Origin of the sequence: Bacillus sp. Au-Bac7 (genome assembly GCF_021341655.1) — a bacterium.
In the GTDB taxonomy this organism is placed as follows: Bacteria; Bacillota; Bacilli; order Bacillales; family Cytobacillaceae; genus Niallia.
In genome coordinates this window covers 67,347-79,678 of sequence record NZ_JAJTTG010000010.1, presented here as the reverse complement: position 1 = coordinate 79,678, position 12,332 = coordinate 67,347, and the positions used below count along the sequence as shown (strand labels likewise).

At 35.5% G+C, this 12,332-nt stretch carries 9 protein-coding genes; 7 read left to right on the top strand and 2 right to left on the bottom strand.

What is annotated here, in order from left to right; translation table 11 throughout:
- Positions 1-26: 26 nt before the first annotated feature.
- Positions 27-2,684 carry a beta-glucosidase gene (locus tag LXM54_RS21330; protein WP_233317257.1) on the top strand — a complete coding sequence of 886 codons (2,658 nt, stop codon included), beginning with the start codon at positions 27-29 and terminating at the stop codon, positions 2,682-2,684.
- A gap of 283 nt (positions 2,685-2,967) precedes the next feature.
- On the opposite strand, the gene LXM54_RS21325 is transcribed toward LXM54_RS21330, so the two are convergent.
- Positions 2,968-4,233, bottom strand: coding sequence for a helix-turn-helix domain-containing protein (locus LXM54_RS21325; RefSeq protein WP_233317256.1), 1,266 nt, complete (start codon positions 4,231-4,233; stop codon positions 2,968-2,970).
- Positions 4,234-4,577: 344 nt separating this feature from the next.
- Between LXM54_RS21325 and LXM54_RS21320 the strand changes: the two genes are divergently transcribed.
- From LXM54_RS21320 to LXM54_RS21295, 6 genes are all read left to right on the top strand, one after another.
- The gene (locus LXM54_RS21320) at positions 4,578-5,888 is read left to right on the top strand and encodes an ABC transporter substrate-binding protein (protein WP_233317255.1); all 1,311 of its coding nucleotides are present in this window, start codon (positions 4,578-4,580) and stop codon (positions 5,886-5,888) included.
- 61 nt (positions 5,889-5,949) lie between these two features.
- Positions 5,950-6,876 (top strand): carbohydrate ABC transporter permease, encoded by a 927-nt coding sequence (locus tag LXM54_RS21315; RefSeq protein ID WP_442780520.1) that lies wholly within the window; start codon positions 5,950-5,952, stop codon positions 6,874-6,876.
- Entirely contained in the window at positions 6,876-7,703 is an 828-nt protein-coding gene (locus LXM54_RS21310; protein ID WP_233317254.1) for a carbohydrate ABC transporter permease, read from the top strand. Before LXM54_RS21315 ends, LXM54_RS21310 begins: the two co-directional genes overlap by 1 nt.
- A 51-nt stretch (positions 7,704-7,754) precedes the next feature.
- Complete coding sequence (locus LXM54_RS21305; protein WP_233317253.1) at positions 7,755-9,806, top strand: beta-galactosidase; 2,052 nt, start codon at positions 7,755-7,757, stop codon at positions 9,804-9,806.
- A gap of 384 nt (positions 9,807-10,190) precedes the next feature.
- On the top strand, positions 10,191-10,328 hold the full coding sequence (locus LXM54_RS21300) for a hypothetical protein (protein ID WP_233317252.1): 138 nt from the start codon (positions 10,191-10,193) through the stop codon (positions 10,326-10,328).
- 163 nt (positions 10,329-10,491) lie between these two features.
- Complete coding sequence (locus LXM54_RS21295) at positions 10,492-10,773, top strand: hypothetical protein (protein ID WP_233317251.1); 282 nt, start codon at positions 10,492-10,494, stop codon at positions 10,771-10,773.
- A 661-nt stretch (positions 10,774-11,434) separates the two neighbouring features.
- Here the strand turns inward: LXM54_RS21295 and LXM54_RS21290 are convergent.
- Positions 11,435-12,247 (bottom strand): MerR family transcriptional regulator, encoded by an 813-nt coding sequence (locus tag LXM54_RS21290; protein ID WP_233317250.1) that lies wholly within the window; start codon positions 12,245-12,247, stop codon positions 11,435-11,437.
- Between the last annotated feature and the right edge of the window lie 85 nt (positions 12,248-12,332).

Sequence of the window (12,332 nt, the reverse complement as noted above, 5' to 3'; positions counted from 1 at the left end):
TAAAAATAATAAAAAGGAGTGGGATAATGGCCGATTTTTCAGTAGTGAGACGCAAGTTGATGAAAGTCATGATTCTTTTCGCGATGATTCTTAGTCTTTCAACATTACCTTTATATGCATTTGCCAAAGAGTTTCCGTGGATGAACAAAGGTCTTTCTGCTGAAGAAAGAGCTCGTACTTTAGTCGGAAAAATGTCATTGGAGGATAAGGTAGACTTTATTACCGGAAACGTCAACAGTGATTACGGATTTTATAATCAGGGATTAGCAAAATACGGCATACCAGCCTTACAAATGGCAGATGGACCAGTTGGAGTCCGCATAGCTAATCCTGAAATTCAAAATAGACAATCAACTGCCTTGCCTTCTGCAATAAGCCTTGCAGCAACATGGAATATAGAGACTGCAAAAGAATATGGAAACCTGATTGGGAATGAAGCTTTTAATACGACGCATAATGTTATGCTTGGTCCTGGACTTGACATTGCCCGCATTCCTTTCGGCGCAAGAAACTTTGAATCTTTCGGTGAAGATCCATATTTGCAAGGACAAATGGCAACAAGCTATGTGAATGCTCTTCAAAGTAATAGTGTTTTGGCGACAGCCAAGCATTATTTATTGAATAATCAAGAGAAAGACCGCTTTACGATTGACTCTCAAGCAAGTGCACGAGCAATAAATGAAATCTATGCAAGACCATTTGCAAGCATCATTGAAAATGCTGATTTAGGAAGTGTCATGTGTTCATATAATAAGGTCAATGGTATTCATGCTTGCAATAATGTTGATTTACTAGCAGGTCTACTTAGAGAACGCTTAAACTATCAAGGATTTGTCATGAGTGACTACGGAGCTAATAACAGCACAGTTGATTCTATTAATGCCGGACTTGATTTAGAAACACCGGGAGAGCCTTCTGGAGTATGGGGAAATAAGCTTCTACAGGCTGTATATGAAAGGAAAGTAAAAAAAGAGACAATTAATCAAAGTGCTTATCGAATTCTTTACCAAATGTTTAAAAAAGGTTTATTTGATAACCCCACGCAGAACAATCCAATTGATATAAAAGCCCATGGGGAAATAGCTCGTAAAATCGCTGCTGAGACAATGGTATTGTTGCAAAATAAGAAGGATGTTTTACCATTAAATACACAAAAGCTGAAGTCAATTGCGGTCATTGGACCTGACGCGGATAATGCTTCAGCAGCTGGCGGAGGGAGTTCTCTTGTTAATCCTACTTATACAGTAAGTCCGCTAGAGGGAATAAAGAGACGTGCAGGAGCAAATGTACAAGTTGAATATGAGGCAGGGACAGATCCAGTTAATGCCGGTGATATTTTTCCTGGGCCTGATGCAGTTCCTTCTTCTTTCTTATTGCCAGCTGCAGGTTCAAAAGAGAATGGTTTAACAGCTGAATACTGGTCGAATGAGAATATGGAAGGAAATCCAGAATTTAAACATACCGCTAAACAAGTTAGCTTAAATCTTGGTTTCTATAATTATAAAGGTTTTAACGCACAATCAACTAAGTTAGACAAACTGCCAACTAGCTTAAATGGCAAGATGTCTGCAAGATATACCGGTGTAATAAATGTACCGAAAACAGATAAATACACCTTATCTACGACAAGTTATGGATCGAGTAAAGTGTATATTGATGGAAAGTTAGTGATTGATAATGCTGGTGAAGAACTGAAAACAGTACAACAGACAATTACTTTGGAAGCAAACAGAAATCATAATTTGAAAATAGAGTATAAAACAGACTACAAAGAGGCTCCTGGATATAAGAATGGCGGACAATTACGCTTTGGATGGAAAGCTTCAGACAAAATTATTGACAAAAATATCAAGCGTGCCGTTAACTTAGCGGAAAAATCAGATGTAGCGGTTATTGTAACAAGAACGTATGATAGCGAAGGTTACATAGATCGGTCAGATATGGAACTGCCTAATAACCAATCACAATTAATTAAAGAAGTCGCAAAGGTAAATAGAAATGTCGTGGTTGTTAATGAAAGTGGGATTGCTGTAAAGATGGGTGGCTGGAAAGATAAGGTCGCTTCTATTGTACAAGCATGGTATCCAGGTCAGGAACAAGGAAATGCTATAGCTGATGTATTATTCGGAGATGTTAATCCTTCTGGAAAGCTGCCAGTCACATTTCCTGTCGATGAAGACTCAACACCTGTTTCTACGGAAGAACAATATCCTGGAATTAATAAAGTTATAAAATATACAGAAGATATATTTGTCGGTTATCGTGGCTATGAACAAGCTGGCATTAAAGCAGCTTTCTCCTTTGGACATGGTTTATCCTACACTAAATTCGATTATAAAAATTTAAAAACAAAGGTTAAAAATTCGTCAGAATCCACTGATCCAATGGTTGAAGTTACTTTCAATATAATAAATACAGGTAGGGTGACTGGCTCTGAAGTAGTACAAGTATACATTGGTAAACTTCCTGCTAACATAGAGACATCTCCCAAACAATTAGCAGGATTTAAAAAAATTGAACTAAAGCCTGGGAACGAAAAGAAAGTAAGAATGAAACTCGATTCAAAAGCCTTCTCCTATTATGATGAAAAGAAAAACAAATGGATCTTTCCTTCAGGAGAAGTAGCTATATATGTAGGCAGCTCTTCAAGTGATATTCGTCTAGCAGGAAGTGTAACTATCTAAAGCGAAATCAACTTAAAAAGATAAAAAAGTCCAAATTGAGGGAAGGTGTTATCTTTTATCATTTAACGCTTAAGTAAATTTGGCAGCAAAACCGTCTAATCCTTGATATATAGGGAGTTAGACGGTTATTTTTTTTAAGCTTTTATCGCTTCCGTACAAAGTTTTTTTTGATTAATTTATTGCTGTATGTCACTGCCGCTACAGAAAAAAATCCAGTTCTTAAGAGACATTATGTATCTCTATGAATGATCCGCAATATTAAAAGAGAGAATGCTAATTTGAATCAGAAATTAAGATTTTTCTCCTTTCCGATGTTATTTTTCATGTATTGCTTTGGTGTAAAACCTGTAAACTTTTTGAACACCTTAGTGAAATAGCTTTGATCGGTAAAATTAAGCAGGGTATATATTTCTGATAAAGAGTAATTAGAAAATATCATTAATTTTATGGCTTCATCAATTTTAGATTGCTGAATATATTCCGTAACTGAAATCCCAACCTCTTTTTTAAATAAGTTTGAAAGATATTTTGGATTCATGGAGACATAGTCAGCAAGGACAGCGAGAGAAATATTTTCGTATATATATTTAAATATGTAATGCTTGCAATCAGTTATTGTTTTGGAGCTTTGCTGTCTTTTACCTTTATATACTCTTTCAGCAAAGTCCAAATAGGCACTTTCAGTAAGTGTCTCAACCTCTTTAATCGTATGAAGTTCCTCAATATCCTGAATATACTTATCTCCTAAAGTATAAGCAATTTCAGGATTTAAACCACCAGCAATTGCCGCTCGAGTAGCCAGCGTAATCCCTGCTATTTTTAAGTTCTTATGACTTCTCATTTCACACTGCTTTGACAATACTCCAAATTCAAAATCGGATCTTTGATGAAAGGCTTTATAATAGATGATTAGATCTTCTTTATTTCCATCCGTAATATATTGATACAATTTCTTTTCGGCAGCAGGGTCGTGATGAAAGGAGGAGTTTTGACGTAAATCTGAAATGCTTTTGTCTGATACTTGGTGTTGATGGAAATTATCTATTGAATAGAGATTTTTTTCCGTAATGTCGTTCATGTCAAATTTTTCTTTAAATAAAACATAAGAAAGAAGAATACTTGATTTAATTAACCTCCATCTACTTATTACAGGCAAGGAATAAAAATAGTCTTTTACTTTTGGGGTGAGTTCACCTAAATCATTTGCATAAAATATGTTGGTTAACATTGCTTCTGAAGGATTTGCGAATACCATTGGGCCTAAGAAAATTGTCCCGATGTACGTATGGTTTTCAACAATAGGAATTAGAACGAACTGTTCCTGAAATATAGTTGAACACATGATTGGAAGTGTTTTCTCTTTTTCTGATAGATTGATGCTTTTTAAATGCTCCTCATAGGAAGAAAACATTGGATTATGAGGTAGGTTAGATGAATGATTGAGTATTAATTTACCTTGTTTGTCTAGGACTGAGATTGGGATACTCGTTGTCTCATTAATTAAATTGCAGCCAAATTCCAAACCAATTTCCCTGAATGTATGATCCATTATAAAATCCCCCTTAACTATTTATAGTGAAATTTGTTAAAGCACAGTTTTACGGTTAAAAACAGGTTGCTCAAACTAGGGAGGATATGAAAGAGAAATTCGGAGAGAACGCAAGGTATCCTTTAAGAACGGACATGGAAAAGTAAGCCACTTGAAAGGAAAAGGTAAAAAAATATATTTTTAAAAATGATTAAGTACCATTTTAGTGGAAAATCTACCATAAAAATGCTCTGAATAAATATATAATTCTAACTAATCCTCCTTGTAATGCTGATTATTTTAAAATGAAAACGCATCCATTACAAGGGTATTATGTTCTAAACATTAAGGGGAGTGAGTGACAAGTGAGAAAGTATTGGTTTATTAGTTTTTTCATGATGATGTCTTTAATACTAGGTGCCTGTAGTAATAGTGTATCAAATTCCGAAGATCTGACCATTCCAGAAAACCCAGAGGATGTAAAAGGGGAAGTTACTGTATGGGCATGGGCGCTAGAAGCCAATTACTTAGAAAAAGATGTAACACCTGCGTTTAATAAGATTTATCCAAATGTAAAAGTAACAGTCGAAAATCTAGGGGTAGACCAAGTGTATCAAAAACTAAGTGCTGGATTATCAAGTGGTGGTAGTGGTTTACCTGATTTAGTCCAGGTTGAAAATAATCGTGTTCATTCATTTACTAATAAATTTCCTGATGCTTTCACAAATCTTAGTAAGCTAGGTTACAGCGAACATGAAGATAAGTTTTCGACCTCTAAGGTGGAAGGTTTGAAGGATCAAGACGGTAACATTATCGCTGCACCAAGAGACTTGGGTCCAGTAGGCGTAATTTATCGCAGAGATATTTTCGAGGAGGTAGGGATAGATCCTGAAAGTATCGAAACATGGGATGACTATATCGAAGCTGGTAAGAAAGTAGTTGCCCATACAGGCAAGGCATTTTTAGGGACTGATAGTGAGGCGCTTTTGCGGATTATGCTGCAACAACAAGGTAAATATTATTTTACGGAAGATGGAAAATTAGATCTTACTTCACCTGAAGCAGAGAAGGCCGCTGCTATCATCCAAAAGATGAAGGATGCAGGGATTATTACGTATACAACTAACTGGGATGGTCAAGTAGCTGCGATGAAAAACAGTGAGGTTGCGTCACATCCAGGGGCTGTATGGTGGAGTGGAACTATGCTAGAACAGATGCCCGAATTAGCAGGTAAGTGGGATATGTTTAGACTTCCAGCTGTTGAAGAAGGTGGAGTTAGGGCTGCAAATGATGGAGGATCTGCTTTAGCGATCCCAAGTTCGTCTGAGAATAAAGTAGCTGCTTACGTGTTTGCAGAATTTGCCACAACTGATGTGGATTCGCAAATTCTAGGATTAACAAATAGGGGGTTATTCCCATCATTATTAGAAGCATATGATAGTCCGATCCTAACGGAAAACCAAGAGTATTTTAACAATAAACCATTCTTTAAGAATTTTTCAGATACAGTAGCAGACATTCAACCGATTAACCATGCTCCAGCTGAACTAGAGGTTAGATCAATCATGACAAGTGAATTTCAAGCGTTTTTACTAGAAGATAAAGCGGCGAAGCAAATGTTAATTGATGGGGAAAAACAATCGAAGCAGCAAATAGGAATAGAAGTCTCAGAATAAAAAAGCTAATAGACTAGGCGGACTAGTCCTCCTAGTCTAATTCTAACTATATGGAGGAGTGATGATATTGCAAACAGGTCGTTCTTTAAAAGAGGAGTCGGAAGCCGTTATACAGCATAAAAAGAAGAAAAAGCTGCTTACCGCTAAAAGTACACCCTATTTCTTTATTGGGCCAGCTCTTCTGCTGTTTTTAGCTTTTACCGTTTATCCAATTATCGCTTCCTTCTTACTGAGCTTTAAGACAAAGGTTATGGGGGAGTTTACATTTTCTGGTTTGGCAAATTACACTAGACTGTTTAGTGACCCGCTATTTTATAAAGCTTTGGGAAATACATTCATTATTTTAATCGTTCAAGTTCCAATTATGTTGCTTATAGCAGTTATATTAGCTGTTTTCCTTAATTCAACATTACTAAAAATGAAAGGCTTTTACAGAGTAGCCTTTTTCACTCCAGCTGTTACTTCGTTAGTTGCAGCGTCTGTCATATTTGTTCTTATGTTAAATACAGATTATGGATTAATCAATTATTTATTAGCCTCTATTGGGGTGGAGAAGGTTGGTTGGTTAACAGATCCATTTTGGGCAAGGGTTTCCTTAATCGTCGTAACCACCTGGAGATGGACGGGGTATAATATGGTCATTCTTCTCGCAGGGCTGCAAAGTATCCCCCACAGTCTTTATGAAGCGGCTAGTATTGATGGAGCAGGCTCCATTCGTAAATTTTTTACGATAACGATTCCACAATTAAAGCCAGTATTATTATTTACTTTCATCCTCTCCACAATTGGATCATTCCAATTGTTTGATGAACCTTATAATTTAACAAGCGGTGGACCAAACAATGCAACACTTACTTTAACCTACTACTTATACAACCAGGCCTTTGGTTACTTTGACTTTGGGTATGCTTCTGCGATTGCTTATGTCATTGTAATATTTATTGCATTCTTTTCTTGGATTCAATTTAAAGTAGTGAGGAATGACTAATGGGAAATCATAAATTGCTGAAAAAAACGTCTTTACACATTTTTCTACTAATAGGGGTTGTCATATCTCTAGCTCCTTTTTATTGGATGGTGGTAGGAGCTACTAACCCATCTGGGGACGTGTTATCCTTTCCACCTAAACTGGTGCCAGGAGATTATTTATTTGAGAACTATAAAAACTTAAGTGAATCAATTGATATTGTTCAAGCAGTTCTTAATTCATCTGTCATTTCCATTATTTATGTACTTATGAGTTTATTAGTCTGTTCGACAGCAGGATATGCTTTTGCTAAATATAAATTTAAAGGAAATAATCTGATTTTTGCATCCTTCCTGCTTGCGATGATGATTCCATATCAAGCAACAATCATTCCATTATTCCAAGTATTTGGTTCATTAGATTGGATTAACACCTACCGGGCTGTTCTATTACCACAAATTTGCTATCCTTTTGCCATTTTTTTGATAAGGCAAAATATGAAGGGTATTCCAGATTCATTGTTAGAAGCAGCTAGGATAGATGGGGCAGGGGAATTGTATATATTTTTTAGAATAGTGTTACCAACCATGAAGCCTACTTTGGCTGCAGTCAGTATTTTCTTGTTTACACACCAATGGAATAATTTTATGTGGCCATTAATTGTCATGACAACACAAGAAAACTATACACTGCCTGTTGCGTTATCTACCCTTGCAGGACTTAATTCTATCGATTATGGACAATTGATGTTAGGTACAACTATTTCTGTACTTCCAATTATGATAGTTTTCCTCATTCTTCAAAAGCACTTTGTATCGGGGATTCTTGGAGGGTCTATTAAGGAATAGAAGGAGTTATGATTTTATGTAAGATAAAATTAAATCTATGGAGGAATAAATATGGAGAAAAGATTAGTAGAAAATAAATTAAAGCTTGGTGTATGCTACTATCCGGAGCATTGGTCAGAGGACCTATGGGAGGATGATTTTAAGCGCATGAAAGACCTAGGTATCACTTATGTTCGTATGGGGGAATTTGCTTGGACAATATTTGAACCGGAAGAAGGGACTTTTTCCTTTGATTTATTTGATCGAGCAGTAGCTAAGGCTCATGAATTTGGATTAAGTGTCATTATGGGAACACCAACAGCAACCCCGCCAGCTTGGCTAACTGAGAAGTATCCTGACGTACTAAATGTTGCTCAAGACGGTATTTCCTATCAACATGGTGCACGACGCCACTATAATTACAACTCGGAAAATTATCGAAAGCTATCATCGATAATCGTCACCCAAATGGCCCAACATTACGGCAGCAACCCAGCGATCGTAGGATGGCAAATCGATAACGAGTTAAATTGTGAAATTGATGTGTTTTATTCAGAAGCAGATCACCATGCGTTTAGAAAATGGGCAAAAGAGAAGTATAAAACACTGGATAACTTAAATAATGCCTGGGGAACAGTATTTTGGAACCAAACGTATACGAGCTGGAATCAAGTTTATTTAACTCGTAAAACTGTGCCGAATTCACCTAACCCTCATCATATGCTGGATGAAAAACGGTTTATTTCTGACAGTGCCATATCTTATGCTGCATTACAAGCAGACATATTACGTAAACATGCACCGAATCATTGGATTACAACGAACGGAATGTTCAAGCATATAGATAATCACAAAATGACAAATGAAATACTTGATTTCTATGCCTATGATTCTTATCCTAACTTTGGAAGGGTGATTGAAGACCATTCAGAAAAGCCGTTACGAGACAGAAAATGGAGCTGGAATTTAAGTGTTGTAAGGAGTATCTCACCAAACTATGCTATTTTTGAACAACAATCTGGTTCTGGTGGGTGGACGACGAGACTTGAACAGCCCTCTCCAAAGCCAGGTCAACTTAGACTTTGGACTTATCAATCTATCGCTCATGGTGCAGATATGGTGATGTATTTTAGATGGAGAACGGCTACAAAAGGAACGGAAATTTATTGGCATGGAATCAATGACTATCATAATCAACCAAACCGACGTGTAAAAGAGGTTGAACAGGTCAGCAGCGAGGTGCAGCAAATTGGGGAGAAGATAGCAGGTTCCTCTTATCAAGCAGAAGCTGCTTTAATTTCGAATTATGATAATGAATGGGATGGAGAGTTTGATCAATGGCATGGGCCATATGCTTCCAAAAGTAAAGATGCATGGATTAAAGCTTTTCAATATAATCATATCCCAGTAGATGCCTTTAACCTGCATTCAGAAACTACAGTTGATGATTTAAAGAGATATAAAGTATTAATTTATCCACATGCCGCAATTGTCACCAAGCAACAAGCTAATCTATTTAGTGAATATGTTCAGCAAGGCGGAAATATTATTTTCGGATGCCGTTCAGGCTATAAAGATGAAACGGGTCAAACATATATGAAGGAATTCCCAGGATATCTTGCTGACTTGGTGGGCATAACAGTAGAAGAGTTTACGAGAGTTGCTCCTTTTGAACAGGTACCGAGCATTAACTTTAAAGGAGCACATGATATTGAGGCGAATGATTTCAACGAAGTCCTGCAACTACAAGAAGATGCAGAGGTAATCAGTACATTCGCGGGCGCACATTTTGAAGGAAAACCAGCTTTAGTAAAACGTAATGAGGGATTAGGTAGTAGTTATTATTATGGTGGAGTATTTAATTTAGACTTGGCTTCCCTATTAATCAATGAATTTGAACTTAATAGCTATCAAGACAAATTTAAGCTGTCTGAAGAAATTGAGCTAGCTATTCGACAAAAGGATGGGAATGACTATATATTCTTATTAAACTATTCTGATAAACCACAAGAAATTGTTGTCAAAAAAGAGTTTAGAAATATGTTAACAGGTAATCAAGTATGTGGTGGGGTTACTTTAGAGCCTTATGGTGTATTGGTGCTGGAATCGAAGAATACCAAATAAGCTAATCATTGCTGGGAATATTAAATATAAATAATAAGTTATTTGGTAGGGGAGCTTCATTAACGTTAGCAAGTGATTCGAAGTGACTCCTATGTCAATTGGCTGCTTACTGGGGCATGAGTTCGATTTTTAATTGGACTCATGCCTTTTTAATTCCCTTAAATTCATATGTGATTAAATACGGGATAGAAAATTACTAGGTTTTCCATGATAGATTCCTTCTCATTACACAAAATTGTCATAGAAGTTAGTCGATTAACATCAATTTTATATAGTACTATCGGGCTTTTTTTATAATTAACAGAATGTTCAAAAATAAACCCGTATAGATGTGTTATATTTTCACTGAAACTCTAAATTAATTTAGATAAGGAGTGTCATTCAATGAAAGTATTTAATGTAAAGCGCATAAGGGGTGTAATGTTAACTTCCATCTTGTTAGCAGGGAGTATTTTACCGCATGTTTCTATTGCAAAAGAAAGTGCACTCCCCTTTATTGGAGAGTTACCGGAGAAGCTATAGATACAGCTTCTAATAATAGGGTGATGGATGATTTTATTAACGAAGATAATTCTGAGGAAGTATTGAAACAAATGGTAATGAAACTATTTGTTTCATAACTGATGAGGAGTTTATTAAGGCAGCTGAGCGTTCAGGAATTGAAATTTCTGCTGAACTTAAAAAAATGGCCAGAGGTGCAGGTGTTACAAAAGTTGTTTGGACTGGAGCGAAGAAAAACGGAAATGTACAATTATATCTTTCTAAAGTGGCTTTAACTACAATTAAAGGAATTGGCGTTGCAGGTTCAATGTGCTGGTATATAATAAATATGGCTTTTCAAAATTATGTTTTGGCCGCAAGGAGTATGGCTATGGCTATTGTGGGTACTATTTCAGCTGGCAATACTAAAAATGGACGAATATACACTGTTAAGAGTTGGAAATATAAAGGCTTCGTGAATCAATAATGGTCAGTTTATGGTCAAAAAGACAATCGTTAGCAGAACGATATAGAAATAACACCAGTAAATATACTAAAGCAAAATTATGGAGTTTCTTTTAATAATAATTATAGCGGTTATAGTAGTATCGCTTTTTGCGGATAATAATTCTTTTGTCAACAGCTTTGTGATGGATATACTAATATATCCTAATATATCCTATATATTGGATATTATATACGATAATTGCCATATTGGATATTCGTGGAAGATTGGATAATGATAGAAGAATAAATAAAGGCAACTGACCTTAGATAAGGAGTAAGTAAGAATCTTATTCTTTTGGGAAGTTACTTAATAGATGTAATAAAAGGTTAAATATTACATTTTTTTAGATGAACTTGTGAATAATTGCACATAAAAAGGATTTTCCTACTTTAGCGAGTGTTGATCGATGAAGGATTAATGCTCTTTTTTTGCTTTGGCATCAACCTTGAGCAAAGTTAAATAAGAAAATGAGCTATAAGGCCATAAAAATCCGCCAAAGACAGCATTATTAGATTCGGATAATTATGTCCTTCTATTAAATTTACATTATTGCTTTCATTCTTGAATCTTAAGCTCCAATCTTCCATTTTGATAGTCGAAAAAACCAATTGCATGGGTGTCCATAAGTTGTCTTTGTTTCCTAAAGTTTCACTTTAATACTTATTTTAGTAATATATTCTTCTTCATGTTTTGAAACCAAAGAATGAAGTAGATACTCTTCATATGCATCCCCATCTATAGTTAATTTCCGGAACGCTATTTCTTTTAACAAGTAAGAATAAGCGATTTTTATATTATCATATGATCCTTGATAATAATAGATAGCATACAAGCCAGCAGGTTTCTGAGTAGTTCCTGGTCCTTCCATCCGACAAAATAAACAATCAGCTTGTAGAAAGTTTTCACTTAACAGATTTTTCTTATTAAGAACAGAACCAAATGCTGCTGCTCCATTAACGCCTACTTCTTTTAAAAACTCATCATAAATATGCGATAAATCTTCCACAGAGGCTTCCCAATCAATATTCTTCGATGAACTGAAAAGAACAGATTCTGCGGGAAGCTCTTTTAGTATCAACTCCCCAATAATTACATTCTTCAACTCATTTGTTACTTCAATTAATCGAGAAAGAAATAATTGATTCTCCTTAAGTTTATTAATCTCGTTTTCAATATTTTCAACTTGTCTTGAAGCAAGTTCATTTAATTTAGGAACGGAAGGTGATTCGAAATAAGATTTTAAATCATTTATTGGAAAGTTAACGGAACGAAGTGATTGGATTGCGCTAAAGGTATCTAATTGCGGCAAAGTGTAATAACGATAGCCATTTGAGTGTATACCTGCCGGATTAAATAAGTTGATTTTATTGTAATACAGCAAAGTATCTTTTTTAACACCAAATAAATTTGCAAATTCTCCTGTTGAAAATGTTTTTATGTGATTATTTATCATCTTTATGAATCCTCTCTTTACTATGGAGTTACTCCACACTTTATAATAACACTCAGTCAAGTGAATTTCATTTTTAAATAAAAAG

Coding starts and splice junctions, on each gene's coding strand:
- LXM54_RS21310 (WP_233317254.1), top strand. CDS start 6,876: ATGGGAAATCATAAATTGCTGAAAAAAACGTCTTTACACATTTTTCTA.
- LXM54_RS21305 (WP_233317253.1), top strand. CDS start 7,755: ATGGAGAAAAGATTAGTAGAAAATAAATTAAAGCTTGGTGTATGCTAC.
- LXM54_RS21330 (WP_233317257.1), top strand. CDS start 27: ATGGCCGATTTTTCAGTAGTGAGACGCAAGTTGATGAAAGTCATGATT.
- LXM54_RS21295 (WP_233317251.1), top strand. CDS start 10,492: ATGGCCAGAGGTGCAGGTGTTACAAAAGTTGTTTGGACTGGAGCGAAG.
- LXM54_RS21325 (WP_233317256.1), bottom strand. CDS start 4,233: ATGGATCATACATTCAGGGAAATTGGTTTGGAATTTGGCTGCAATTTA.
- LXM54_RS21315 (WP_442780520.1), top strand. CDS start 5,950: ATGATATTGCAAACAGGTCGTTCTTTAAAAGAGGAGTCGGAAGCCGTT.
- LXM54_RS21300 (WP_233317252.1), top strand. CDS start 10,191: ATGAAAGTATTTAATGTAAAGCGCATAAGGGGTGTAATGTTAACTTCC.
- LXM54_RS21290 (WP_233317250.1), bottom strand. CDS start 12,247: ATGATAAATAATCACATAAAAACATTTTCAACAGGAGAATTTGCAAAT.